The organism is Lysinibacillus sp. NPDC093216 (assembly GCF_050280325.1).
Taxonomy (GTDB): Bacteria; Bacillota; Bacilli; order Bacillales_A; family Planococcaceae; genus Lysinibacillus.
Genome location: NZ_JBNNVB010000015.1, coordinates 1 through 24,866 on the forward strand (window position 1 = coordinate 1; position 24,866 = coordinate 24,866).

Consider the following 24,866-nt stretch of genomic DNA (forward strand, 5'->3'; position numbering starts at 1 on the left):
AACTGTTCAAAACAGAAATGGACTGCGAACGCATAGTTACTCAGGAATCCCACTGACATTAGTCAGCTTGTCCCTTTAGGGGTGGGAGTCTCAAAAGCAAATTAACCCTCTACTATTTCTTTAAATTCTTTTCCCTTTTGGACGTATGTGTCGATTGATAACTGAATTAACTCGATGTCTTTGTCTTGTAGCTGACGTACGACTTTCCCTGGTGAGCCAACAACTAATGAACGTGGTGGGATTTTTGAGCCCTGTGTAATAAGTGTGTTTGCACCAATAATGCATTCTTCCCCAATTTCAGCATGATCTAAAATAACAGAACCCATACCAACAATCGAGCGGCGACCAATTTTGCAACCATGTAAAACTACTTGATGACCTACTGTTACTTCATCCTCTACAACAACTGGAGCCCCTTCATATAAATGAATGGTTGAATTATCTTGGATACTACAACGTTTTCCAATGGTAATACTATCTTCATCTCCGCGTAGTACAGCATTAAACCAAATAGACGATTGTTCACCAACCGTAACATCTCCAATAATATACGTGCCTGGCGCCTGAAAAACTGATTCATGAACATTTGGCTTCTTTAAAGCGTATGTAATCTCCATTAAAATCATCCTTTCAATCTTCTGAATATTTTGCTAGAATTTAGTATAACATATTTTTAACGGGGGTGCTATTTTTGAATCAATTATGTTCTGTATTAGCAATAAAATACCCTATTATCCAAGGGGGAATGGGTAATATCAGTAGTCCTATACTCGTGGCAGCTGTATCGAATGCAGGTGGCTTAGGGACAATCGGCTGTGGGACAATGACACCTGCAGAAGTTGAAGAACGCATTGTTGCAACGCAGCAATTAACGCAAAAACCATTTGCCCTCAATGTGCCAATCAATGTCAACCCTTATACAAAGGAATTATTGCAATTAGCTATTACACATAAAGTACCGGTCGTTTCTTTATCGGCAGGTAATCCAACTTTATATATAGAGAAATTGCATGCTCATCATATTCGAGTGATAGCTGTTGTAGCATCTGTTAAACATGCGATTAAGGCCCAGCAAGGCGGTGCAGATGTGATTGTTGCTGAAGGTTATGAAGCTGCAGGAATTAACTCCGATTTAGAATTGACGACCTTTACATTAATTCCTCAAGTAGTTGATGCGGTTTCCGTACCTGTTGTAGCAGCAGGTGGTGTTGGTGATGGTCGCGGATTAGCAGCTGCGTTAATGCTTGGTGCAGCCGGTGTTCAAATGGGAACTCGCTTCATTGCTACACAGGAAATGCCAGTACATCAGACCTATAAACAAAGACTAGTTGATGCAACTGATGTGGAAACGGTCATACTAGGACGTTCGGTTGGACAGGTTCGCCGTGTGTTATGTTCACCTTTCACCTCTTCGCTTCTTGCTGATGAAGCAAAAGGTATAACACTTGCTGACTACCAAGAACGTACATCCGAAACCTATCATATAAAAGGTGCTATGGAAGGAAATGAGCAAGGTGGTTTTATGAATAGCGGTCAAATCGCAGGGATAATTCAAGACCTACCGACCGTTACGACGCTTATCGAGACTATGATGGATGATGCTCAGCAATGTCTAAATCGGACATTACTGAATACTTTCCAAAACTCAGTTAGGGGTGTTCAATTATGACGACTATGATCGATTTAAAGCGAGTGATTGATGGAGAAATTGAACCACCGGCATGTGATAAAACATTAGGTATTCATGTAAAATCAGCTATTGCCGGTAAAGCCGTTTGCTCTTGGAACGTCGATGAACGCTTTTTAAATGGGCATCAAGTCGTTATGGGAGGATTCATTACTTCTGCAGCAGATATTACGATGGCCTATTCGATGGCTTCAATATTAGAAAGTAATCAAGGATTTGCGTCGATCAATTTACAAACAACATTTTTACGACCTCTTTTCATCGGAATGGCTACGGTTGAATCAACAATTGTCAAGCAAGGCCGAAAAACATGTTATGTGGAAGCAACCGTTTCTCAAAATGGACAGTGTGCCACCAAAATAACATCTTCTATCATGATCCTATAAATGAATACGTTCTCGTTGTGTCGAAAAAAATAGTCGGGAAAATATTTGTAAGTATTGTCGCGCTTTAATAAGAATGATTTCCGCCCCAGGCTTTTCGCTTTTCTATGGGCTTATTTCAAAAGTGAACATTATGAGTTGCCGAAGTTTCTTTTTATCACTATAAATTAGAGTAACATGCCAGAAGATTCATGCTAAAGTTCAGTGGTTGATTGGAGTGGAGACTGGGCGACTCCTCGGGGATCAGCGATTGAGGAACGAAGGCTAAAAACATCACGTCCTGTGATAACGCCTTCGTGACCAATATCGTGTTTGCCCGAGACCCTGCAGCGAAGCGAATGTTTTCTATGCGAAAGCGTTGTGCTAACGTAGTTTTATCTGTGCGAAAGCGTAGCGACAGCAACAACAAAGCGGCTCATCGGACGCCCCCAGGAAACTTTGCTCTGCGCGAAAGCGAAGCGTCAGCGGCAAATGTTTTCTGCGCGAAAGCGAAGCGTCAGCGGCAAATGTTTTCTGTGCGAAAGCGTAGCGTCAGCAACAAAGCGCCCAGCCGGAACGGAAATCACCCCCTCGTTTTACAGAAAAAACATATTTTAACACAACAAAAGAGCCTGAGACAGAACTCGATTATTTTGAAAAATAGCGAAAATAGATAATAACCTTTTTCGCTTCAATGAGTAAGTGTTCCTCCTTAGTTTATCGAAACACTTCCATGCATTATCGACCAACTTTTAAGTTTTATCTACCAACTTTTTAATTTTATCTACTAACTTTTTAAGTTTTATCTACTAACTTTTGAATTTTATCTACCAACTTTCACGTTTTATCACCCAACCTCTGAATTTTATCGACATCCACCTTCCAAAGAACAAAAAAAGCTTATGTCATCAAGTCCGCCCGAATCAACTGATTCACATGACACACATTTTAACAAAATGTCATCCAACTTCTTAGTTTATCGAAACACTTCCATGCATTATCGACCAACTTTTAAGTTTTATCTACCAACTTTTGAATTTTATCTACCAACTTTTACGTTTTATCACCCAACTTCTGAATTTTATCGACATCCACCGTTCCAAGAGCAAAAGAAGAGGCTGGGACAAAACTTGTCAAAACCTTAAAAAGCGCGAGAAATCAATTTTAGAAATTTTGATTTCTCGCGCTTTTTTGATGTGAATTTTTTAAATTTTGCTTTTAAAATATACTTATGCCCCTGCCTCCTTATTTCGTTTTTTAATTATCTGCATGGAATATTTCTTCAAAGAAACGGCATGATGGGCCTTCCAATAAATTATAATATTCTTGGAATAATAGCGCAGCATGATTTCCACTCCACATCGGCGGTAACAATTCTTGTGGCAGTCCTGGATCGATAAATAAAAATTTACGATATTCATGAACAAGATTTGTACGCTCTACAAAACACTCGGCATCTGACATTTCTTGTCTTGAGATTGCACTTTGATGAATAATATATTGCTTACTATATTGATCCATAAACTTCTCATAACGTGCCTCAATTTCAGCCAACGACCAGCTTTTTTCGATTAGTGCTTCATGATCATGAGGGCCGATGTATTCAGCCGTAAAAAAGTCTACATGATTAGCAATATCATATTTTTGAATGAGGAGTTTAACCTCTTCTTCTAAATTATTCGGGGATATCCAACAGCCATTCGAAAAGGAGCCAAATCCACTCCATAAGAGCTCTTTACGTAATTCATCTCGAATTTGTCGCTTGTCTTCTGGAATAGAGTACATTAAAAGTCTCCATTTCCCATCCCACTGAGTCGGTTTTAATTTGAAAATACGATTTGCCGCCTCTTGCATCCGTATTTCACCGCGTTTTGTTAAAAAATAATAACTACGGTTCCCTCGTTTTTCTGATTGTAGCCATCCTTGTTTCACCATTCTAGATACAGAAACGCGTACATTTTGCTCTGTGTGACCGAATTCTTTTAAATAACGAATCAAACTACCGATCCAAATTTTTGAACCGTAATGCATAATATAATCGCCATAGAGCGTAAAAATCATCGACTGTGTATTTGCGCCCATTCTCTCCCTCTACTTTCTAACTCATTTTCCTTGAAATGCAGGTTGCCTTTTTTCGCTGAACGCCTGTAAAGCTTCGAGACGATCTTCTGTCGGAATGACTAACTCATATGCCTTCGATTCGATTGCAAGACCCGTTTGTAGATCGGTATTCATTCCTTGTGTAATGGCATATTTTGCTTGACGAACAGCGACAGGGCCATTTTGCATAATGCGCATTGCGAGTGATTCACATTCGTCTAACAACACCTCCCGAGGCACTGCTTTTAAAATGATGCCTAGAGCTTCTGCCTCTGTAGCTGTTATTTTCGCTGCTGTTAAAATCATTTCTTTAGCTTTCATTTCACCGATTAATCGTGGTAATCGCTGCGTACCACCTGCACCAGGAATTATTGCCCAACTTGTTTCAGTAAGACCTAGTAGTGCCTCGTTAACTGCAATCGCAAAATCACATGCTAATAACCATTCAAATCCACCACCTAGTGCATGCCCATTCACTGCTGCAATAGTTGGTTGTGGTAAATTTGCTATACTATTAAACACGTCTCGGATTGCGCGTACGTTCCGACGTACTTCTTGCGTCGTTAATGTTTTTCGTTCTTTTAAATCTGCACCCGCACTAAATGCCTTTTCGCCCGCACCTGTAAAAATGACAGCGCGGACATCCTCAGCTATATGTAATTCGTCTACTACTTGTTGCAGTTGATTTAAAGTATCATAATTAAAACAGTTTAACACCTCTGGACGATTTATTGTTACATAAGCAATATAATTTTCTATTCTAAATGAAATACTTTTCATTTGCAAACTCTCCTTTTCTATTCGATTTTTTCCGAAAAAAACGGCACATTTTTGTGCCGTTTATAAAGGTCATTCAATATTTTCAATAATCGTTGCAATCCCTTGACCGACACCGATGCACATCGAAGCAAGGCCATATTGTACGTTTTGTTTTTTCATTTCGTAAAGCAATGTAGTCACTATTCGGGCACCGCTTGCACCTAGCGGATGACCAAATGCAATAGCGCCTCCGTTAACATTGACTTGTGCTGGATTTAGTTCAAGCTGCTTAATAGATTCTATCGCTTGAGAAGCAAATGCTTCATTTATTTCAAATAAACCAATGTCATTTGTTGTTAGGCCAGCACGTTGTAATGCTTTTTTTGAAGAATAAATAGGGCCAAGACCCATAACAGCAGGCTCTAATCCTGTAACAGCACCTGTTATATATCGTGCAAGTGGTGTTATACCTAACTCTTTTGCTTTTTCTGCACTCATTAATAATAATGCCGAGGCACCATCATTCACACCAGAAGCATTACCGGCTGTCACAGTCCCATTTTCAAAAATAGGTCGTAGTTTAGCAAGTGCTTCTAAGGTTGTATCAGGGCGTAGATGTTCATCTGTATCCACGATGATTTCATTGCCTCTTTTATCTTTCACGTATACAGGTACAATTTCTTCGGCGAAACGGTTTGTGGCAAGCGCTTTTTTTGCACGTTGTTGGCTTTCAAATGCAAATGCATCTTGTTCCTCGCGACTAATATTAAAACGTTTGGCGACATTCTCAGCAGTTTGGGGCATTGTCTCCGCTCCATACATGCTTTGCAATTTTGGATTCGTAAAACGCCAGCCGATCGTTGTATCAAACATCTTTTGATCGCCTCTCGGATAATCCACTTCCGGTTTCCCCATCACAAAAGGTGCACGTGTCATACTTTCCGTACCACCCGCGATAAAAATATCGCCCTCACCACTCTTAATAGCACGTGCTGCATAATGTATAGCATCCATGCCTGAACCACAAAGTCGATTAATGGTAGTTCCCCCGACCTCTATTGGTAGCTCAGCAAGTAATGCAGCCATACGGGCGACGTTTCGATTATCTTCTCCCGCTTGGTTGGCATTTCCGAAAATAACATCCTCAATTTGTTGGACTGGTACTTTTGGGTTACGCTCTATAAGCGCCTTTATGACAGTCGCAGCTAAGTCATCAGGCCGAACAGTTTTTAATGCACCTTTATAACGACCAATTGGTGTACGAACAGCATCTACAATTACAACTTCAGTCATTTTTTCACCACCTCTTTTTGCTCGCTATAGTCATAAACCCCTTTTCCACTCTTTCGACCTAGACGTCCAGCTTGTACATATTGTTCAAGCAGTGGGGCTGGGCGGTATTTTTCACCGAGCTTTTCATGTAAATAGCGCAAATTATTCAGACGTACATCAAGACCGACTAAATCGACCAGTTCGAACGGTCCCATTGGATAATTCAAGCCTAGTTTAATAGCTTTATCGATGTCTTCAGGACTACCTAAGCCTTCCTGTAACATATAAAATGCTTCATTCCCAACGAGTGCACTAATACGGCTTGTAACAAAACCTGGGAATTCATTGATGACGACCGTTTGTTTGCCCATTTGTTCAGCAATTTCGCAAATGTTTTGGACTGTTTCATCACTTGTTTCCAAACCTTTAATAATCTCCACGAGCTCCATCTTATGCACAGGATTAAAAAAGTGCATCGCAATCGTTTGTTCAGGTCGTTTTGCGTAGGAAGCAATTTCTGTTGGACTCATCGTTGAAGTATTTGTGGCAAATAAACAATGTGGTGAAGCAAACTGTTCCATCTGCTCGAAGACAGCCCGTTTAATGTCCCTTTTTTCGGGTACGGCTTCAATGATTAAATCTGCTTTATTGGCGACAGTAGCTAAATCTGTCACATAAGTCAGACGTAATGTTGCTTCCTGAACTTGTTGCGTTGTTAATTTTCCTCGTACAACAGATTTTTCGAAAATGGATGTAATTTCATTTTGCGCATTTTGTAACGCCTGTTCATTAATGTCTATAATAGCTGTTTCAAAGCCACTTATTGCGCTAACGTAGGCAATGCCGCGACCCATAACCCCTGACCCGATGACAATAATTTTTTTCATGAAAGCAACCTCCTTATTGTGAAAACCACATACGACGAGTGAAGATATCTCATCGCATATGGTTTTTGTGGTGGTTAGACGCCTAGTGGATTTAGTGGGCGGCTACCATAATATGAAATGATACTTTTCGTCTCTGTATATAAATCTAATGTTTCGATGCATAGCTCACGTCCGAAACCAGATTGTTTATACCCGCCAAATGGGGTACCTGGCATTGCGGAGAATGGGCAATTGACCATTACGATTCCTGCTTGGATTTGATTCGCAACACGAGTAGCACGTGCCCCATCTTTAGACCAGACTGCTGAGCCTAAACCAAACTCTGAATCATTTGCTAGTCGAATCGCTTCTTTTTCATCGCTAAATGGCATAACAACAACTACTGGACCAAATATTTCTTCACGCACAACTTTCATGGATTGCGTTACGTCTGTAATAATAGTTGGCTCATACCAGAAACCATTTTCAAAGCCCTCTACAGCCGCCACTTTACCACCTGTTAAAATGGTTGCACCCTCTTCAATGGCTGATTTCACATAGCCATCGATTGTATTTAATTGGTCTTGATCGATAATTGCCCCCATGTGAGTACCTTTATCGAATGGATCACCTAATTTAATTGCTTTTGTTTTCGCAACAAATTTCTCTAAAAACTCATCATAAATGTCTTTGTGCACGTATAAGCGTGATCGTGCCTCGCAAGATTGCCCTGAGTTATAGAAAATGCCGTACAATGAACCATCTACCGCCGCATCAATATCAGCATCTTCAAACACTAGATTTGGTGATTTCCCGCCTAGCTCTAATGTAATGCGTTTTAATGTTTGAGAAGCTTTTTCCATAATTCCTTTACCGACTGGTGTGGAACCTGTGAAGGCCACTTTATCGACTTGCTGATGCTCCACTAAGTAGTTCCCCACATCTTTACCTGAACCAGGAATAATGTTGACAACCCCTGCTGGGACACCTGCTTCTAGGCAAATTTCACCTAACACGATCGCTGTTAGTGGCGTTAAAGAAGCTGGTTTAACAATAACGGAACAACCAACAGCAATGGCTGGGGCAATTTTCCAAGCAGCCATCATGAGTGGGTAATTCCAAGGAACAATTTGTGCACATACTCCGACAGGCTCTTTTTCTGTGTAATTATGAAATTGACCTGGCATATTATTTACGGCACCACGATGGCCAACAATCGCACCTGCGTAAAATTCGAAATCTTCTATTGCTTGGTTTACTTGGCCTTGCGCAGTGCCAAGAGATTTCCCTGTATCAAGCATCTCAAGCTCTACGATTTCATTAAAGCGAGAGCGCATAATAGCAGCAATCTTATGGAGCACCTGTGCACGACGATTAACTGGATATTGCTTCCACTTCCCGAAATCAAATGCTTGGCGAGCTGCTTGCACTGCACGCTCTGCGTCTTCCTGCGAAGCTTTTGCAACAGTCGCTACGACTTCACCTGTCGCAGGATTAATCGTTTCGAATGTCTCACCATTACTGCTCTCTACCTTTACACCGTTAATAATTAAATGATAAAAATCGCGTTTCACTAATACTTTCTCTTGTACTTGTTGTGTCATTATCATTCACTCCTTTTTATTGTCCATTAAATTGAGGCTGTCTTTTTTCTGCAAATGCTTTCATACCTTCTTGATGATCATCAGTCGCTCCAGCAATACTTTGGCTTTGTGCTTCGTAAACAAGGAAGTCTTCGAACTTTAAGTGTTCTGCTGCCTTGATATTACGTTTAATAAGGCCGATTGCTTTTGTCGGTAACTGGACAATTTGTTGCGCGAATGAATGAACGTCATCTTCAAATGTTTCATTGCTATAGACAGCAGTTGTTAAACCTAATTGTTTGGCTTCCTCTGCTTTTATGCGTTGACCGAGTACTGAAATTTCAAGCGCTTTAGCATCGCCTACTAATCTTTTTAAGTAGTATAAATTCCCCGAATCAGGAATTAACCCTACATGGATAAAGGCATTCATAAAGAAAGATTTTTCCGACATTACACGAAAGTCGGCAGCAAGCGCTAAACTAAAGCCAGCACCTGCAGCTGCACCATTCACAGCTGCGATAATTGGTTTTTCACAGCTATGTAACTGTTGAACCATCGGACCATAGTCATCTGTTAAAATATCACCAAGTTTAGTATCTTCACCAATAACCGAAAGATCTTGACCTGAACAAAATGCGCGTCCTTCACCACGAAGTACAATACAACGTACTTCATCATCTAATGATGCTTGTTTGACGGCAGTACGAATTTCATGATTCATCTGTGCAGTGAATGCATTTAATGTGTCGGGACGATTTAATGAAATATAAGCTACGGATTCTTTTAGTTCGTATTGTATAGTTTCAAACATACTTATCTCCCCTTAAAGTTCGGTTGACGTTTTTCAACAAATGCTTGCATGCCTTCTTTTTGATCTTCTGAAGAGAATAATAAATAGAAATTTTTCCGTTCAAACTGCATCCCTTCATAGAGCGAGTAGTCGACAGCTTTGTTGACAGCTTCTTTAATAAGACGTAAAGCGAGGGCAGGTTTTTGTGCGAGCATCATCGCTGTTTTATGTGTTTCTTCTATTAATATCTCTGGTTGTACAACCTTGTTGATGATGCCATATGCGAGCGCTTCATCAGCAGTAATCCTCGCTGCGCTCCAAATCCACTCTAATGCCTTCGTTCGCCCTACTAATTTTGTTAAGCGCTGTGTACCACCCGCACCGGGCATAACGCCAAGGTTTATTTCAGGGAAGCTAAATTCTGTACCCTCTGCGGCGATTAATACATCACAACAAAGGGCTAATTCAAAGCCACCTCCGAAAACAAATCCTTTAACACTACCGATAATAGGCTTTTTAATTTGCCCTATGCGATCCCAATCAGCGAATTGATTTAATAGTTCTAAACGCACTGTATTGTCTGCCGCCATTTCATCAATATCTGCACCGGATGAAAACGCTTTTCCATTCCCGGCTAAAACGATAACCTGTACGCCTTCGTCACGATCAAACAATTCCATCGCCTGCATAATTTCTCGTACCATGGCACGATTTAATGAATTGTATTGGCGAGGGCGGTTTAAGTTAATAAACCCGATCCCACTGTCAATCGTTACTTCAATAAATGTGAATGCTGTCATTATGCATCTTCACCGATGATTAATGTGACGATATCACTCGCAAAGCTCATTAAATCTTTGCCCGACGCTTTCCCTTCTGGTGACCGTAGTCCATTCTTTAAATCTTCTGGGCTATCATATGTCATTTCACACATTAAGTAATATGGCGTTTCTGTACCCATCGGAGTTGAATTAAATTTTGTTACTTTCATTTCACGTAAGCCTGGTATTTTCGCAGTAATCGGTGTATGAACTTTTTCGTAATGCTCATCAAATGCCACCTTATCAACAGGGTGTTTGTATAACGCGATTAATTTTGCCATCTTAAAATACGCTCCTTTGTCTACATGGAAGTAGAAATTATTTTCATTGCTTCAAATGGATTTTTACAGCTTTTGCAATACAAAATACTACGACAAGCTGTTGGACCAAAAATGTTTTCTAGCGTGACATAGGTAGAGCCACAGTATGGGCAATCTACATGCCAAGAGCCGTCTTCTTTTAAAAAACGAGGTGGCGGTGCAATACCGAATTTCTTTAGTCCTTCTCGTCCCTTTTCTGTTACACGATCAGAAGTCCAGGTAGGATGATTAATAAACACAACACTCACTTCCCGAACATCTTCTAGTCGTTCGACTGCTTTTTTTATATTTTGTTGAATAATTGTTAATGCAGGACATCCTGAAAATGTTGGTAGCACTTCAATACGGACATGACCATCATTCACTTGCACACGTTCAACCATGCCAAGGTCAATAATACTCACCGTATCAATTTCAGGGTCCTTCACTGTATCGAGTACTTCATAGATGTGTGCTTCGTGCAGACCCGTAGTTGCCATCGTTATCCCCCTTTTTTTGCAATAGATCGTTACCAGCTTGCCGCTAAATCTGATCGATACACCTCTGACATTGTTTCAATAGCCGAAGTTAAATCATCTGTATGTTGTCCGAGGCGACCATTGATGATCGGTTCTGGTAATACAGGTATTGCGATTTCTACTGCTTCAAAAATCGGACTTACAATGGCCAACCAACGTTCCTTTATGGCCGCTTCTGACTCAATCAGTCCACATGCTGTTATATGCTCAGCTGTGTTGCCCAATGACAATAAATCCCCAGAATCTTTTATTACCTCTTGTAATGCTTTCGTCATACGTGAACGTGATTCTTCTGTTGCTGTACATAATTGCGTAAACCACGCTGTCCAGTGCATCTGATGATAATAAAGTTCCGTACTAATTTTCACAGCCACTTCTCGGATTGGTACATAGCTGCTCGCTTTGAGTGCATCAATCTTTGCTTTTTTCGCCGTTGTATAGACAAAATTACGTGCTACTGCGTATCCCCAATCATAATTCGGCGCTTCTTTGTAGTAACCTTCTCCATTCGGACGTTCTACAAGTAGACTGTTACAACGCTCCTCTTTTGGTCGAAGCTGTGCTAATGAATCTGCAACGCCTTCGCCAAGCTCTTCTAAAAGCGTATAATATAATTTTGCGTGTCCCATTGTATCTTGTGTTATGGACGAGAATGCTACATCTTCCTCAATATGCGGCGCTAGCCCAAGCCACTCAGAGCCACGATACGAAAATAAGTAATCATCATCCGCTAATTGATAAAGTATTGTAATAACTGCCTTTTTATATTCAGGCGTTACTTCGTTAGTCATCTTTCTTCCCTCCTCCGCCCCAAGATAGAATTTCTTTTTCGTCCAGCATGACTTGTTCATAGTGACGCCATTTTTTCTTTAAGTAGCCGTAGCCTTTTGTTGTACGGTAATCTTTATTGTCTAGTCGTTTTAGCGCTTTTTTATTGTCTTGGGATAGTCCGTGTAAATGTTTACGATTGACTACCCAAATGTCTACCACAGGCTCACGACGCATAAAGTTTTCCTGAGCCATAACTAGCGCCATTTCTCCATTCGGTGCTAAAAGACTAAATTGATGCTGGAAATGTGATGTTGGTGTTCGTTTACTAAATACTTCGAATTCTTGATAGAAAGATTGTTTTTCCACGATGATACCCCCTCTCTATAGCGTTAATTTACTAGAGCCGTTAATGCTTCCCGTACCCAAGCGTTATTTTCGTATGATGAACGACGAAGTGCTAAGCGTTCTTGAGAACATGGACCTTCGTTGCGTTGGATTTTTTTGAAATATTCCCAGTTTGGCTCTTGGTAAATCCATTTATTTTGCACTTCATCAAAATGCAAAGTTGGGTCTGGCACAGTTAAGCCTATTGATTGAATACGAGGAACGTATTTTGTTAAGAAGCTTTGACGTAATTCTTCATTCGTTAAGACACGAATTTTATATTTAATAGTCAAATCTTGTTTGCTAGAACCTGTTGTGTCCTTTGATGCTGGACCAAAGAAAAATAATAGTGATTCCCACCAGCGATTTAACGCGTCTTGCACAAGTGCACGTTGTTCAGGTGTACCTTCTGCCAACGCCATAATAATGGCTTCACCGTGTTGTGCATGGAATACTTCTTCTGCACAAATACGTTGTAAAGCACGTGCGTAAGGACCATACGAAGAACCTAACATGTTTGTTTGCGAGATAATGGCAGAACCATCTACAAGCCAGCCAATCAAACCCGCATCCCCCCATGACTTTGTTTCCATATGGAATACATTGTGGAACTTAAGACGCCCTTCGAATAAATCAGTCATTATATCGCCGCGATCTTTACCATATGGTTTTAGTAAATCTTCTGCTACGCGTAATAATAATTGACCATGTCCCATCTCATCTTGAACCTTCGCCATAATCCCTAGTTTTCGATATAATGTTGGAGCTTTTGGAACCCATTCTTTCTCAGGAAGAGCACCCATTATTTCACTAATACCATGCATCGAAATTAATTTGATTAGTGCCAAACGGTATTCTTCTGGCATCCAATCATCTACTTCAATCTTTTCACCTTCAGCAATCCGCGCCTCGAATTGCTCTTGTAATTGTTGTTCAGATACTTGAGCAACGACACTCATAGTAAAAAACCTCCTTATATAACTATTATTCGATAATCGTTACTATTATGTTATGTTGAAGGGCAAAAAAAATCACACTTCCAACAAGACTTTATTATCGTTCGCTACTTTAATTGATTCTGTTGGACAACCTTCCATCGCATCCTCTAAATCATCATATAAATCGATCGGCACTTCTTTGCAACCTTGGTTATTGTCTAAAATAACAAAGGCGATTCCTTCGTCATTATAATCAAAAATATCCGGAGCCGATGCGCCACATGCGCCACAAGCAATACATGTATCTTGATCTACTCTAGTGAATTTCGCCATACACTCATTCCTTTCACAACCTACAGCATTAGGTAAGCTGTTTCTTTTTCTCTTCCATTAAACTCGTACTATGCAACGGTTGCACTTTAGATGTCGGATCAATATATACTTTTGCGTTACTAATAGCAGTAGGCGCCTCTCCAAACCCACTAACAATTAACTTAACTTTCCCATCATATGTGCAAATATCACCTGCCGCATAAATTCCCGGAATGTTAGTTTCCATACGTGAATTAACGACGATGGCATTTTTACTAATTTCCAAGCCCCAGTCTTTAATGGCCCCTAAAGACGAAACAAAACCAAAGTTTACGACAATATCATCGACACCATAGATTGGTTGGATGGTTTCGTCTTTTGCATGCTTTAATTTAACATGTGTAATGTGCTCTTCTCCTATGAGTTCTTCGGGTACATAAGGTGTAATGACCTCAACAGTTGATTGCATTAAATTTTCTACACTATGTTCATGCGCACGAAACTTATCCCGTCTATGGACAATAGAAACCTTTTTAGCAATTGGTTCTAGCATCATCGCCCAGTCGACTGCTGAATCACCGCCACCAAACACCATCACGTGGCGATCTTTAAAAGCATTGAGATCATCAATGAAATAATGTAAATTACATTGTGCATACTTGTCTTCCCCATCTAATTCAAGCTTTCGAACTTTAAACGCACCGTTTCCAGCAGTGATCAATATTGTGCGAGAATAATGCGTACTCTTCGTAGTAACAATTTTAAAAATACCGTTTTCATCTTTTTCGATAGTTTGTACAGATTCATTCGTACAGACATCTACTGGGAAAGTATTCATTTGTTCTTTTAAATTATTGATAAGATCTTGTGCGCGAGTTTTCGGAAAACCCGCTATATCATAAATATATTTTTCTGGATAAAGAGCAGCTAACTGGCCGCCCAATTGAGGAAGACTTTCGAGAATTTTGACGCTCATGCCTCGCATACCACCATAGAAGGCGGCAAACATACCAACAGGCCCTCCACCTATAATGGTCACATCTTTTATTTGCTCAGTATCAATCATTGAAGAACCTCCTTCTGTTCCATTCTTCTATCAATGACACGAATTGCTTTTCCTTCAGAGCGTGGAATAGCACCTCTATTTTCAATGACTAGACTAACGGAAACTAAGCAGGCATTTTTTAAATCGTGCTTGATCTCCTTTGTCAGTAATTGTATAAGCGGATGGCTGAGGTCACCTCCTACTTTTTCGTATAATTTCGGCGTTAACTCAACATGTAGTTCAATCGCATCCATATTTCCTTTTTTCAATACATGGATTTGATAGTGTGGTGCCAACCCTTCTACTTGCAGTAACTCACGCTCGATTTCAGATGGAAAAACATTGACTCCACGAATAATTAACATATCATCTGTACGTCCCTTAACACGTGCCATTCGCATTGTTGTACGTCCACATTTACATTTTTCACGTGTAATCGAAGTAATATCACCAGTACGATAACGAATAATTGGAAGCGCTTCCTTTGTTAAACTAGTAATAACCAATTCTCCATCTTCTCCATCAGCTACAGGTTCTAATGTATCTGGATCAATCACTTCTACGAAGAAATGATCTTCCGCTATATGTAAACCATCTTGCGCTTCATAGCATTCAATCGATACGCCAGGACCTAGCACTTCACTTAAACCATAAATATCCATTGCGCGAATTTTTAATTTATCCTCTATGGCACGGCGCATTTCCTCTGACCAAGGCTCTGCACCAAAAATTCCATATTCAAGCCCGTTCGTCGCTGGATCGATTCCCATTTCCTCCATCTTTTCAGCTATGGTTAAAATATAAGAAGGTGTCCCTGCGATGCCTCGTGGTTTAAAATCTTCAATTAATGTAATTTGACGCTCAGTATTTCCACCTGAAACCGGTACAACTGCTGCGCCTAAAGTTTCGGCTCCGTAGTGTAAACCCATCCCGCCAGTAAATAGACCATAGCCGTAAGCATTATGAAAGATATCTGATTTGCGTCCCCCTGCGGTAACAATAGCGCGAGCTAAAAGTCCCGACCACATCTCGATATCATTTTTTGTATAACCAACAATTGTTGGCTTTCCACTAGTTCCCGAAGAACCATGAATGCGGACTACATCATCCATCGGTACTGCAAAAAGTTTAAATGGATATTGCTCACGTAAATTTACTTTTTTAGTAAATGGCAATTTGCGAATATCTTCTAAGCTTTGAATATCAGCTGGTTTAACGCCAAGCTGATCAAACAGTTTCTTATAGAAAGGTGTATTGTTATACACTTTTTCTACTGTTGCTTTTAATCGCTCCAGCTGAATCTTTGCCATTTCTCCCCTTGAAGCTGTTTCTATTTCTAGATGATACATTCCCTAGCCCCCCCTTTATGCTATTACAATTCCCTTTATATAACAAATAAATTACGATAGTTATATTTTCGTAATTAAGATTAAGATAAACTTATTTGTCCGAATTGTCAATATATTTTATTATTTCTAATTAAAGTTGGTTAATTAGTCGTCTTCGAACGTTTTAGCTTAAATACTATTTGTTCACAAACACAAAAAGCTATTTTCATATATCCCCTTTAAACTCGCTATTAATAAGAGATAATCAAATAATATACACAAAAATAAATCGTAAATGCAAAATAATTCTATAAAACTACGTTAATACGTTTACTTTCCCAAAAATAGGTGTTAAATTGATTTTATATTTCATTTTAATTTCAATCGTTTTTAATTTGTATGTATGATTTGTCTATATTATACATATACACAAATGGTATAAATAATTTTTATAAACAAAGGGGGATTCACATTGACATTAACTGAGGCACAACTACACGAGAAATATTATGATGATATTTTTGAAGCTTTATCAAATGAACCATTTGCAAATTATTTAGGGATGGAATTAGTAGAATTAAAAGCAGGCTTTGCAAAAGTGACACTTTCTCCAACACCTCACATGCTCAATACACACGGGACTGTACATGGAGGTATTATTTTTTCTTTAGCCGACTATGCCTTTGCAGCCGCTAGTAATTCTTACGGCAAAACAGCTGTTGGTGTAACGAATACCATACATTACATGAGCGCAGGTTTGGCAGATCACCAACTAATAGCTATCGCAAAAGAGGTTAAAAAAACACGCCGTTTAGCTTGGTATCAGATCCATGTTTGGAGCAACGATGAATTATGCGCAACAATGGAGGCGATGGTTTATCGTAAAAATGAAAATTTCATCGAATAAGAGGAAGATGTGAGTAACCTGTGTTAAATAGGCTGCTCACATCTTTTTTGACATCGTAAAATCCCTCAATTGTTACAACAAGGAGGAATCTCGATGATGCTATCTTATACTTGCATAATATCCTTCGGCGTCGTCTGTGGTTTACCGAAGTATGCTTCTTGGATTTTTGGATCATTCAACAACTCTTGTGCTGTACCTGAAATGGCCATCTTCCCATGGGCTAAAACGCATGCACGATCAGCCACCTTCAATGCAGCTTTCACATTCTGCTCGACTAAAATAATCGTGACACCTCGTTCATCACTCAATCTACGTAAAATAGTCATAATGTCTTTGACGATTAGAGGAGCAAGTCCTAATGATGGCTCATCAAGCATCAACACTTTTGGATTGGCCATTAAACCTCGCCCAATCGCTACCATTTGCTGCTCTCCACCTGACAGTAAACCACCCGGGCGATTAAGCATTTGCTTTAGTCGAGGAAATAATTCCACAATTTCCTCATAGTCTCGATGCACAGTTTTTTTATCTCGACTATAACGGTGATAAGCACCGAGCATCAGATTGTCCTTGACAGACAAAGAAGAAAAAATCTGTCTTCGTTCTGGCACTAAACATATGCCATTGGCAACTGTCTTTTGTACACCATCTTTCGTAATATCTAACCCTTTGTATTCAATTTTCCCTTCACTTGGTGAATACACACCTGCTAATGTACCGAGGAGCGTACTTTTCCCCGCACCATTTGATCCGACAATCGATAATAACTCTCCTTCTACTAGTTCAAATTCAATACCTTCAAGAACATGTAAATGCCCGTGATAAGTATGTAAATTTTCAACTTTAAGCATAGACAACACCTTCTTCCGCTTCATCATCGCCTAAGTACGCTGCTACAACCTTTGGATTTTTGTAGATCTCTTCTGGTGTACCTTCTCCAATCTTAACCCCGTTATCGACAACAACTAAACGATCTGAAATAGACATAACGGTTTCCATATCATGCTCGACGAATAAAAAAGTCATTCCCTCTGCGCGCATTTTTAATATGACATCGACTAATTGCCTTGATTCCTCAGCGTTTAGGCCCGCCATTGGTTCATCTAATAAAATGAGTTGAGGTTTTGAAATCGCTGCGCGTGCAATTTCAAGAAGTCGTTGGCACCCATAAGGTAATTTATCAGACATTTCATAAGCAAACTCAGCAATACCTACATCTTTTAAACATTGCAATGCTCTCTCCATCGTATAAACTTCTTCTTTCACAACATTCGGTAAGCGTAAACCGGCCGTTAAAATATTAGTTTTCATCGTAATATGTGCACCGATCATGACATTCTCGATCACGGTCATATTATCGAAAACTTCTAAGTTCTGAAATGTTCTTGTTACACCGGCTTGCGCAATCTGATACGGCTTTTTTCTTGTTAACCGCTTCCCTTGGAAATAAACATTCCCTGATGAACTTGGCAATACCCCTGTTATCATATTGAAAAGTGTTGTTTTTCCTGCACCGTTAGGGCCAATAACTGCGAATATTTCACCTTTATTAATAGTGAAGGATACATTGTCTACAGCAACAACTCCTCCGAATACTTTCGTTAAGTTTTCTACACTTAAGATAAGCTCTTTATTAGTCATTCGCTTCCCCTCCTGTAGCTTGTCTATCGATTGTGAACGCTATCGGTGCAGGGCGCTCTTTCTTCTGAAACTTCCCGATAATTTTCAGAAATTGAGGAACTAAACCATTAGGCATATAAATCAACGTTAAAACTAGCAATAAACCAAAGAAAACGATTTCGAATTCCCCTCCAATATTAGGGAAGAATACTGGTACAAAATGTTTTAATAGTTCCCCAAGTAGAACATAAGTAGCTGAGCCGACAATGACTCCCCAAATATTATTTAATCCACCGATTATAACCATTATCAATAAATAAATGGAGGTATTGGCTGTAAATAAATTCGGATTAATAAATGATACATAGTGTGCTAAAAGTGAACCAGAAATAGATGTGAAAATAGCACTTATCACAAAAATTTGTAATTTATATTTCATTAAATTTACACCAACGGCATCTGCTGCAATCTCACTCCCCTCAATCGAACGTAAACCACGCCCAATTCTCGAGTGGATAATATTCCGTGAGAAAATAAGGGCCATAAAAACAAATAGCCAAATTAGATAGAAGTAACTTTGATCTGTAACGAATTCAAAGCCGAATAACTGAATCGCCGGTATACCAAAGAAGCCATTCGAGCCCCCTGTAATAGATGTTAATTCTTTAAATGCTGTATACACAATAATGCCAAACCCTAGAGTTGCTAACGCTAAATAATAGCCTTTCAACTTAAAAGTAGGAATCCCGATGATAAAAGCAACAAACGCAGAAATGAGCGCACCTACCAATATTGCTAACCATGGAGATAACCCTAATGTAGCTGTCATATAAGCAGACGTGTAGGCACCAATTCCATAAAAGGCCGCATGCCCTAGTGAAATTTGTCCAGCATAGCCTGTTAACATCGTTAAACCTATACATACTAATGCATAAAAGCCAATCATCGTAAAAATAGCGAGTGTATAATTAGATCCAACTAACGGGATACAAAATAGTAGAGCAAAAAAAATACTTGGTCCAACTAAGCTGTTATTATAGATGAGCTTTAAGCTCTTTTTGTTCATCGTAGTAACCCCCTACACACGTTTTCCAGAAGCTTTTGCGAATAGACCTTCTGGTTTTACAAATAAAATTAATAGCAATAAAGAGAAACTCACTAAATCTTTTAAACCAGATGACCATAATCCCTCTGTAAATGCTTCAATAATTCCGATGAGAAAGGCACCAGCAATTGCCGCTGGGGCATTTGTTAAACCACCGACAACTGCTGCAACAAACGCTTTAATGCCAAGGATCATCCCCATATCGTAGGATGCACCGGAAATTGGCGCGATTACTGTACCCGCTAAAGCTCCCACACCCGCACTTACAATTACAGCAAACAATGACATTTTATTTGGATTGATGCCCATTAAACGTGCAGCAAATGGATTTATCACACAAGCTGTTAATGATTTTCCTGTAAATGTATAGTTATAGAAGTACATCATGGCGATTAAAATAACGATTGAAAGGCCAATCGCCCACAAATTTTGTGGCAGTAATACCGCTTCAAAAAATTGAATAGGTGTATTATCCGTAAACGGCGGTAGTGTTTGGGCTTGTGTTCCCCAAATTAAAATCGCAATACCTCGAAATGCAATCGATACACCGATTGTAATGATTATTAGCGTTGTCATGGAAGATTTACGAGCTGTATGAATTGCTGTTCGTTCAAATACAGCACCAATTGCGGCCACAATGACGATACTCAAAATGATAGCTAACCATAAAGGTAGATTAGCTTTCGCCAATGAAATACTGATTAACGCACCAAACATAGCAAATTCGCCTTGCGCAAAATTAAGGATGCCTGTCACGTTATAAATAATGACAAAGCCAACCGCAATCAATGCATAAATGGCTCCTATTGTTAAACCTGAAAATAATAATTGCAACATTTGAGAAAATGTTTCCATATAGTCTTTCACTCCATTCTTTTCGAGGTTACTAAGCTCATAAATGAATGAACAGTGATAGAGAGATACCACTGTTCATTGAATGTGTATTATTTTGCAGGTATGTTGATTAACCATTCTTATCTTCTTAGGTTCATCACCATACCGTGGGGTTGATTTCCGTTCCGGCTGGGCGCTTTGTAGCTGCCGCTTTGCTTTCGCTACAGAAAACATTTGCCGCTGACGCTTCGCTTTCGCGCAGAGCAAAGCTTCCTGGGGGCGTCCGATGAGCCGCTTCACTCGCGATGCTCGCTCCAGGGTCTCGGGCCAACAGATGTTTTTTGCGCGAAAGCGTAGTGCTAACGTAGCGGCAGCAGCACCGATGTTGGTCACGAAGGCGTTATCACAGGACGTAATGGTTTTAGCCTTCGTTCCCCTATCGCTGATCCCCAAGGAGTCGCCCAGCCTCCACTCCAATCAACTACATGCAACTCGGTTCCTATGTCTTCCACTTTAATCAAATAAAAATGTGCATACATAAGCAAAATATCAACAAAAGAATTCTTTTATCGGTTAAATTAATGATATATTTCCCCAATAAACAAACCTGTTATTTTTATTTATCTTCTAAAGTCCACTTACCGTCAGCAATACGTACCATTGCAAAACTATCCGGACTCAATCCCATATGATTATCCGCAGTTATGTTAAAAGTACCTGTCAAACCTACATATTCACCGAGTTCTTTTTCAATGTAATCTCGAAGAGCCGCGCTATCACTACCTTTTGCTTCAATTGCTTTCGTAGCAATCGAGAAAGCATCTGCTGCATAGGCACCAAATGTACTTGCTGGTTTATTGTATTTCGCAGTGAAAGCTTCGTTATACGCTATTAATAATTCTTTTTGCGGATTTGAATCTTCTAATTTGTCCGCAATTAATAATTTACCCGTTGGTAATATCACATCGTTTGCTGCAGCACCTGCTACTTCGATAAATTGGTCCGTTGCAACACCATGACTCGCAAGAACTGGTATATCTAGTGCTAATTCACGAATATTTTTAATGACAACCGCTGACTCTTGAACGGTTCCCCATACAATTATTGCATCAGGGTTTGCTTTTTTTACACGAGTTAACAACGGCTTTGCATCTGTTACCGTCGCTTCAAATTCATCTTCAATGACTGATTCCACACCGTAATTTTCCATGTGTTTAACAAATTCTTCATGCCCACCCGTTCCAAAAGAATTTGCAACGTTTAACCAGGCAACTTTCGTTAAGTTATTATCTTTTAAATATTGTAAAATCCTCTCCACAGCTTGTTGATCATCTTGCGGCATTTTGAATACCCATTTGCGTGCTTGTCCATTTTCATTCATGTAAATTTGTTTACTAGCAGCAACAGAAATGTAAGGCACCTGATTTTGCTCTGCCAAAGGTAACATCGCTAATGAGTTACCACTTGTTGTCCCTCCGATAACGAGTGATACATTGTCTTGTGTTAGTGCTTTTTTCATGGAAAGAATGGCTTCATTTTGGTCAGATTTATCATCATATGTTACTAAGTCAATTTTTCGACCGTTAATTCCCCCATCCGCATTTTTTTGATCGACTACCATTTTCAGCGTTTGCATTTCTGGTTCACCTAGAGCAGCTGCCCCACCAGATGCAGAAAAAATTCCAGCTATTTTGATTGAATTTGCTGATGCTTCACTACCAGAACTAGCGGAAGATGCATCACCTTTCCCCGAATCCGATGATGAACTACAAGCCACCATCAATAGTGCCCCCATCAATAGGAAGAGAGACAATATAGTCTTTTTCATAAACACTACACCCCTTAATAATTTTTATACCTATAGAAACCGCATCCCCTTTTAAAATGACGGTATGTATAGCCCCCGAAGTAACGAAAATAAACATCTCTGATAATGTTATATTTTTTTAAAATAATTAAAATAAATAGATAAAAATAGATTTTTGGAGATCAAAAGCTACATTAAGCAGAATTTTCTAATTTTGGTTAATCAAAAGAATAACATGTATTTTAATAAATGATAAATACTAAATATATACATTAAAAACTCATATATATATGTTTTCGGTATACTCGTACGTTAATTGTTATATAAAATCCATAAAGAACACGTCATTCAATAATAAGTGAAACCCTTGCTAATTCTAGGTTTTACTAAATTATTTAACTAAAAAATCAGAAATATCTAACAACTTTAACGAAAACACGTGAAAAAATGTTACTATACAGATTAAGTATACAAATTGCATAAACTATCTAATTTCAAGTATAGGGGTGAGAGATTAATGGATTTAAGACAATTAAATTATTTCATTACGATTGTTGAAGAAAAACAAATTACAAAAGCCGCCAAAAGACTGCATATGGCACAACCGCCACTTAGCAATCAATTAAAAATTATGGAGAAAGAATTAAATTGTAAACTATTAGATCGAAACGGCAGAGTATTAGAGCTCACTGAACCAGGAAAGATTTTATATGAAAAAGGCAAAGCACTATTAGCCAATTTCGAAGATACAATTTCAGAAATAAAAGAAGTTGGAGAAGGGTTAAAGGGCGTACTATCAATTGGGGCAGATCAAACCTGTTTATCTTACCTTCCTGAAAAAATTAAGTTGATGCATGAAAGATACCCTAATTTATGTTTCAAAATTATCGAAGGAGATACATTTTTCTTAAAGAATAGTCTTGTAAGTAAAGAAATCGATTTAGCGATACTGCAACAACCAATAGAAGATGATAATTACTTTTCAATCGGGTTAGAATTAGAGGAGTTTGTACTAGCCACACCTGCACAATGGCATTTACCGAATCCCATTCAAATAGAAGACTTAAAGGATATACCGTTTCTTTCGTTTTATCGTCATCGTAGTTGTAGTACGTTTCGCATTATAATCGATGAATTCAAACGTCACGGTTTTGAGCCTAATATTATTTGTGAGTGCATTGATATTGCGATGGTTATTTCTTTAATAAGTGAAGGTTTGGGGGTAACGATTTTACCAAAAACGAGTCTCGATAAATTTTCAATTCACGGCATTCGAATCATTCAATTTTCTAATTGCCATATCCAATCAAAAGCGAATATTGTTTGGTCAAAAGATCGCTATTTAGCAAAGCACGCAATGAATTTTCTAGAATTATTTACAGATGAAACTCATCTACGATCTAGCAGAATAATTCGCGAGAGTTAATGAACTACATGAGGAAAATTCATCTCGCGCTAAGGTGATGAATTGAAGGTTAATAAATCTAAATCTCCCGGTTGAAATTTTGACCGGGAGATTTAGATTTATTTAACATACTTCAAATACTTTTTCACAAAGTCTACAATGTAAAGCACTTCTTCTTCTGAAATATTGAATAGACTGCTAACTTTTCGTAGTTTGGCTGGTGATTTTAATTGTTCATGCACTTGATCAATTCTCATGTATTTACATTTTCGAGGGTTTACACTATCTCGAATCTGCTTGTAACGAAGGTAAGCATACCGAGCAAAAGCATTTAACATCTCCCTCTCCTGCTCATCTCGTTGCAATTTTTTTGCCGCTTCATCGATCGTTTCCGAATCAAATGTCCATGTACCATCTGTTATTTCCATAGTACCACCTCTTTCGTTGCGTAAAGTTGATGACAAATATGGCTTATAGCTGCACCTTAATTAGATAGCATTAAGATTGCCTCCATCTCTTCTATTCATAGCTAGTAGATGCATAAGAAAAAGCCACACCTAGTTAAATGTGACTCTTTTTGTATTTTTGTTCAGTTTTACAAGCTGAAATCCATTAACTCTTAGATTCCGCTTCAATACATGATTTTTGTTTTTCTACCCTTTTCTTATCTTTACTATAATATTATGCCACTGTTTAATTGCATCCGGAGACAAAAATCAATATACATAAATCTTCCAATTAGCTAAAATAGAAATAGAATGATTTTATGAATTAGTAATAAGGGAGGTACCCTATGAACAACCAAACTTATGTGAACTGGAGCGGGCATCATCTTAAACTGACATGGTTACAAAATCATACAATTGACGATTTCAGCAAAGTAACAAGTGTACATGGAGTTTGTTTTTATCAAGGGAATGTTTTGTTAGTTCATGTAGACGGGCGAGGATTTAACTTTCCTGGTGGACATATTGAAAAAGGAGAAACACCTGAAGAAGCATTCCACAGAGAGGCATTGGAAGAAGGTTATGTAAAGGGGCAGATCAATTATTTGGGAGCCATTGAAGTCAGTCACGAAGAGAACCCTTTATTCAATGCTGATAGTAAGTATCCTTTAATCGGATATCAAATGTTTTATAGCATGGACATTCAAGAGTGCCTCCCATTCCTTCGAGAACACGAAACGATTTCGCGTATTTGGGTTGAGCCGGAAGAAATACCTTATGTAATTAATGACCATGAGTTTGCACACATAGTATTACAAGCAGCTTTAATTGAGACTCCCACCCCTAAAGGGACAAGCTGACTAATGTCAGTGGGATTCCTGAGTAA

Annotated in this window: 27 protein-coding genes; 5 read left to right on the plus strand and 22 right to left on the minus strand. The window is 39.0% G+C overall.

The window, feature by feature from the left end; translation table 11 throughout:
• Positions 1–101: 101 nt before the first annotated feature.
• Positions 102–617 (minus strand): gamma carbonic anhydrase family protein, encoded by a 516-nt coding sequence (locus ACQKOG_RS16145; protein ID WP_370078757.1) that lies wholly within the window; start codon positions 615–617, stop codon positions 102–104.
• Positions 618–691: 74 nt separating this feature from the next.
• Between ACQKOG_RS16145 and ACQKOG_RS16150 the strand changes: the two genes are divergently transcribed.
• On the plus strand, positions 692–1,669 hold the full coding sequence (locus ACQKOG_RS16150; protein WP_370078755.1) for an NAD(P)H-dependent flavin oxidoreductase: 978 nt from the start codon (positions 692–694) through the stop codon (positions 1,667–1,669).
• Entirely contained in the window at positions 1,666–2,073 is a 408-nt protein-coding gene (locus ACQKOG_RS16155; RefSeq protein WP_427447377.1) for a PaaI family thioesterase, read from the plus strand. Before ACQKOG_RS16150 ends, ACQKOG_RS16155 begins: the two co-directional genes overlap by 4 nt.
• Before the next feature lie 1,233 nt (positions 2,074–3,306).
• Here ACQKOG_RS16155 and paaX read toward each other — a convergent pair.
• The 15 genes from paaX to ACQKOG_RS16230 form a co-directional block, all read right to left on the minus strand.
• Positions 3,307–4,131 (minus strand): phenylacetic acid degradation operon negative regulatory protein PaaX, encoded by an 825-nt coding sequence (gene paaX, locus ACQKOG_RS16160; protein WP_370078751.1) that lies wholly within the window; start codon positions 4,129–4,131, stop codon positions 3,307–3,309.
• A 21-nt stretch (positions 4,132–4,152) separates the two neighbouring features.
• Positions 4,153–4,929, minus strand: coding sequence for an enoyl-CoA hydratase-related protein (locus tag ACQKOG_RS16165; RefSeq protein ID WP_427447379.1), 777 nt, complete (start codon positions 4,927–4,929; stop codon positions 4,153–4,155).
• 69 nt (positions 4,930–4,998) lie between these two features.
• Entirely contained in the window at positions 4,999–6,201 is a 1,203-nt protein-coding gene (locus tag ACQKOG_RS16170) for a thiolase family protein (protein WP_427447381.1), read from the minus strand.
• On the minus strand, positions 6,198–7,067 hold the full coding sequence (locus ACQKOG_RS16175) for a 3-hydroxyacyl-CoA dehydrogenase (protein WP_427447383.1): 870 nt from the start codon (positions 7,065–7,067) through the stop codon (positions 6,198–6,200). The genes ACQKOG_RS16170 and ACQKOG_RS16175 overlap by 4 nt, the downstream gene beginning before the upstream one ends.
• Positions 7,068–7,141: 74 nt before the next feature.
• On the minus strand, positions 7,142–8,650 hold the full coding sequence (locus ACQKOG_RS16180) for an aldehyde dehydrogenase family protein (protein WP_427447385.1): 1,509 nt from the start codon (positions 8,648–8,650) through the stop codon (positions 7,142–7,144).
• 16 nt (positions 8,651–8,666) lie between these two features.
• Positions 8,667–9,440 carry an enoyl-CoA hydratase-related protein gene (locus ACQKOG_RS16185; RefSeq protein ID WP_427447387.1) on the minus strand — a complete coding sequence of 258 codons (774 nt, stop codon included), beginning with the start codon at positions 9,438–9,440 and terminating at the stop codon, positions 8,667–8,669.
• 2 nt (positions 9,441–9,442) lie between these two features.
• On the minus strand, positions 9,443–10,219 hold the full coding sequence (locus tag ACQKOG_RS16190) for an enoyl-CoA hydratase/isomerase family protein (protein WP_427447389.1): 777 nt from the start codon (positions 10,217–10,219) through the stop codon (positions 9,443–9,445).
• Positions 10,219–10,521, minus strand: coding sequence for an EthD family reductase (locus ACQKOG_RS16195; protein ID WP_370078738.1), 303 nt, complete (start codon positions 10,519–10,521; stop codon positions 10,219–10,221). The genes ACQKOG_RS16190 and ACQKOG_RS16195 overlap by 1 nt, the downstream gene beginning before the upstream one ends.
• 20 nt (positions 10,522–10,541) lie before the next feature.
• Complete coding sequence (gene paaD, locus ACQKOG_RS16200; RefSeq protein WP_370078736.1) at positions 10,542–11,039, minus strand: 1,2-phenylacetyl-CoA epoxidase subunit PaaD; 498 nt, start codon at positions 11,037–11,039, stop codon at positions 10,542–10,544.
• Positions 11,040–11,068: 29 nt separating this feature from the next.
• Positions 11,069–11,869 carry a 1,2-phenylacetyl-CoA epoxidase subunit PaaC gene (gene paaC / locus ACQKOG_RS16205; RefSeq protein ID WP_427447392.1) on the minus strand — a complete coding sequence of 267 codons (801 nt, stop codon included), beginning with the start codon at positions 11,867–11,869 and terminating at the stop codon, positions 11,069–11,071.
• Positions 11,862–12,215 carry a 1,2-phenylacetyl-CoA epoxidase subunit PaaB gene (paaB, locus tag ACQKOG_RS16210; protein WP_370078732.1) on the minus strand — a complete coding sequence of 118 codons (354 nt, stop codon included), beginning with the start codon at positions 12,213–12,215 and terminating at the stop codon, positions 11,862–11,864. The genes paaC and paaB overlap by 8 nt, the downstream gene beginning before the upstream one ends.
• A 23-nt stretch (positions 12,216–12,238) precedes the next feature.
• Positions 12,239–13,192: a 1,2-phenylacetyl-CoA epoxidase subunit PaaA gene (paaA, locus tag ACQKOG_RS16215; RefSeq protein WP_427447394.1), complete on the minus strand. Its 954-nt coding sequence runs from the start codon at positions 13,190–13,192 to the stop codon at positions 12,239–12,241.
• Positions 13,193–13,264: 72 nt separating this feature from the next.
• Positions 13,265–13,504, minus strand: coding sequence for a ferredoxin (locus ACQKOG_RS16220; RefSeq protein ID WP_370078728.1), 240 nt, complete (start codon positions 13,502–13,504; stop codon positions 13,265–13,267).
• A 28-nt stretch (positions 13,505–13,532) separates the two neighbouring features.
• Positions 13,533–14,549: an NAD(P)/FAD-dependent oxidoreductase gene (locus tag ACQKOG_RS16225; protein WP_427447397.1), complete on the minus strand. Its 1,017-nt coding sequence runs from the start codon at positions 14,547–14,549 to the stop codon at positions 13,533–13,535.
• Complete coding sequence (locus ACQKOG_RS16230; protein WP_370078724.1) at positions 14,546–15,877, minus strand: phenylacetate--CoA ligase family protein; 1,332 nt, start codon at positions 15,875–15,877, stop codon at positions 14,546–14,548. The genes ACQKOG_RS16225 and ACQKOG_RS16230 overlap by 4 nt, the downstream gene beginning before the upstream one ends.
• A 451-nt stretch (positions 15,878–16,328) precedes the next feature.
• On the opposite strand from ACQKOG_RS16230, the gene ACQKOG_RS16235 reads away from it, so the two are divergent.
• Complete coding sequence (locus ACQKOG_RS16235) at positions 16,329–16,763, plus strand: PaaI family thioesterase (RefSeq protein WP_370078722.1); 435 nt, start codon at positions 16,329–16,331, stop codon at positions 16,761–16,763.
• 104 nt (positions 16,764–16,867) lie between these two features.
• Here ACQKOG_RS16235 and ACQKOG_RS16240 read toward each other — a convergent pair whose 3' ends face one another.
• The 5 genes from ACQKOG_RS16240 to ACQKOG_RS16260 all read right to left on the minus strand — a co-directional run bounded on the left by ACQKOG_RS16240 (position 16,868) and on the right by ACQKOG_RS16260 (position 22,150).
• Positions 16,868–17,614: an ABC transporter ATP-binding protein gene (locus ACQKOG_RS16240; RefSeq protein WP_370078720.1), complete on the minus strand. Its 747-nt coding sequence runs from the start codon at positions 17,612–17,614 to the stop codon at positions 16,868–16,870.
• Positions 17,607–18,404, minus strand: a complete 798-nt coding sequence (locus tag ACQKOG_RS16245; RefSeq protein WP_370078718.1) for an ABC transporter ATP-binding protein — start codon at positions 18,402–18,404, stop codon at positions 17,607–17,609. The genes ACQKOG_RS16240 and ACQKOG_RS16245 overlap by 8 nt, the downstream gene beginning before the upstream one ends.
• The gene (locus ACQKOG_RS16250; RefSeq protein WP_427447400.1) at positions 18,397–19,449 is read right to left on the minus strand and encodes a branched-chain amino acid ABC transporter permease; all 1,053 of its coding nucleotides are present in this window, start codon (positions 19,447–19,449) and stop codon (positions 18,397–18,399) included. Before ACQKOG_RS16250 ends, ACQKOG_RS16245 begins: the two co-directional genes overlap by 8 nt.
• Positions 19,450–19,461: 12 nt before the next feature.
• A complete protein-coding gene (locus ACQKOG_RS16255) occupies positions 19,462–20,343 on the minus strand; it encodes a branched-chain amino acid ABC transporter permease (RefSeq protein WP_427447402.1) in 882 nt (293 codons plus the stop codon).
• A gap of 595 nt (positions 20,344–20,938) precedes the next feature.
• Entirely contained in the window at positions 20,939–22,150 is a 1,212-nt protein-coding gene (locus ACQKOG_RS16260; RefSeq protein ID WP_427447404.1) for an ABC transporter substrate-binding protein, read from the minus strand.
• A gap of 496 nt (positions 22,151–22,646) precedes the next feature.
• Here ACQKOG_RS16260 and ACQKOG_RS16265 point away from each other — a divergent pair, with 496 nt between their 5' ends.
• Complete coding sequence (locus ACQKOG_RS16265) at positions 22,647–23,555, plus strand: LysR family transcriptional regulator (RefSeq protein ID WP_427447406.1); 909 nt, start codon at positions 22,647–22,649, stop codon at positions 23,553–23,555.
• A gap of 98 nt (positions 23,556–23,653) precedes the next feature.
• Here ACQKOG_RS16265 and ACQKOG_RS16270 read toward each other — a convergent pair whose 3' ends face one another.
• Positions 23,654–23,962 (minus strand): hypothetical protein, encoded by a 309-nt coding sequence (locus tag ACQKOG_RS16270; RefSeq protein ID WP_370078708.1) that lies wholly within the window; start codon positions 23,960–23,962, stop codon positions 23,654–23,656.
• 365 nt (positions 23,963–24,327) lie between these two features.
• Between ACQKOG_RS16270 and ACQKOG_RS16275 the strand changes: the two genes are divergently transcribed.
• A complete protein-coding gene (locus ACQKOG_RS16275; RefSeq protein WP_427447408.1) occupies positions 24,328–24,840 on the plus strand; it encodes an NUDIX hydrolase in 513 nt (170 codons plus the stop codon).
• The last annotated feature ends 26 nt before the right edge of the window (positions 24,841–24,866 follow it).

Excerpts from the sequence above, each read along its gene's own strand:
- ACQKOG_RS16275 (WP_427447408.1), top strand. The coding sequence starts at position 24,328 with ATGAACAACCAAACTTATGTGAACTGGAGCGGGCATCATCTTAAACTG.
- paaA (WP_427447394.1), bottom strand. The coding sequence starts at position 13,192 with ATGAGTGTCGTTGCTCAAGTATCTGAACAACAATTACAAGAGCAATTC.
- ACQKOG_RS16220 (WP_370078728.1), bottom strand. The coding sequence starts at position 13,504 with ATGGCGAAATTCACTAGAGTAGATCAAGATACATGTATTGCTTGTGGC.
- ACQKOG_RS16245 (WP_370078718.1), bottom strand. The coding sequence starts at position 18,404 with ATGACTAATAAAGAGCTTATCTTAAGTGTAGAAAACTTAACGAAAGTA.
- ACQKOG_RS16155 (WP_427447377.1), top strand. The coding sequence starts at position 1,666 with ATGACGACTATGATCGATTTAAAGCGAGTGATTGATGGAGAAATTGAA.
- ACQKOG_RS16255 (WP_427447402.1), bottom strand. The coding sequence starts at position 20,343 with ATGGAAACATTTTCTCAAATGTTGCAATTATTATTTTCAGGTTTAACA.
- ACQKOG_RS16270 (WP_370078708.1), bottom strand. The coding sequence starts at position 23,962 with ATGGAAATAACAGATGGTACATGGACATTTGATTCGGAAACGATCGAT.
- ACQKOG_RS16180 (WP_427447385.1), bottom strand. The coding sequence starts at position 8,650 with ATGACACAACAAGTACAAGAGAAAGTATTAGTGAAACGCGATTTTTAT.
- ACQKOG_RS16165 (WP_427447379.1), bottom strand. The coding sequence starts at position 4,929 with ATGAAAAGTATTTCATTTAGAATAGAAAATTATATTGCTTATGTAACA.
- ACQKOG_RS16175 (WP_427447383.1), bottom strand. The coding sequence starts at position 7,067 with ATGAAAAAAATTATTGTCATCGGGTCAGGGGTTATGGGTCGCGGCATT.
- ACQKOG_RS16195 (WP_370078738.1), bottom strand. The coding sequence starts at position 10,521 with ATGGCAAAATTAATCGCGTTATACAAACACCCTGTTGATAAGGTGGCA.
- paaD (WP_370078736.1), bottom strand. The coding sequence starts at position 11,039 with ATGGCAACTACGGGTCTGCACGAAGCACACATCTATGAAGTACTCGAT.
- ACQKOG_RS16265 (WP_427447406.1), top strand. The coding sequence starts at position 22,647 with ATGGATTTAAGACAATTAAATTATTTCATTACGATTGTTGAAGAAAAA.
- ACQKOG_RS16185 (WP_427447387.1), bottom strand. The coding sequence starts at position 9,440 with ATGTTTGAAACTATACAATACGAACTAAAAGAATCCGTAGCTTATATT.
- ACQKOG_RS16170 (WP_427447381.1), bottom strand. The coding sequence starts at position 6,201 with ATGACTGAAGTTGTAATTGTAGATGCTGTTCGTACACCAATTGGTCGT.
- ACQKOG_RS16260 (WP_427447404.1), bottom strand. The coding sequence starts at position 22,150 with ATGAAAAAGACTATATTGTCTCTCTTCCTATTGATGGGGGCACTATTG.
- ACQKOG_RS16250 (WP_427447400.1), bottom strand. The coding sequence starts at position 19,449 with ATGAACAAAAAGAGCTTAAAGCTCATCTATAATAACAGCTTAGTTGGA.
- ACQKOG_RS16190 (WP_427447389.1), bottom strand. The coding sequence starts at position 10,219 with ATGACAGCATTCACATTTATTGAAGTAACGATTGACAGTGGGATCGGG.
- ACQKOG_RS16145 (WP_370078757.1), bottom strand. The coding sequence starts at position 617 with ATGGAGATTACATACGCTTTAAAGAAGCCAAATGTTCATGAATCAGTT.
- paaC (WP_427447392.1), bottom strand. The coding sequence starts at position 11,869 with ATGACTAACGAAGTAACGCCTGAATATAAAAAGGCAGTTATTACAATA.
- paaX (WP_370078751.1), bottom strand. The coding sequence starts at position 4,131 with ATGGGCGCAAATACACAGTCGATGATTTTTACGCTCTATGGCGATTAT.
- ACQKOG_RS16240 (WP_370078720.1), bottom strand. The coding sequence starts at position 17,614 with ATGCTTAAAGTTGAAAATTTACATACTTATCACGGGCATTTACATGTT.
- ACQKOG_RS16225 (WP_427447397.1), bottom strand. The coding sequence starts at position 14,549 with ATGATTGATACTGAGCAAATAAAAGATGTGACCATTATAGGTGGAGGG.
- ACQKOG_RS16230 (WP_370078724.1), bottom strand. The coding sequence starts at position 15,877 with ATGTATCATCTAGAAATAGAAACAGCTTCAAGGGGAGAAATGGCAAAG.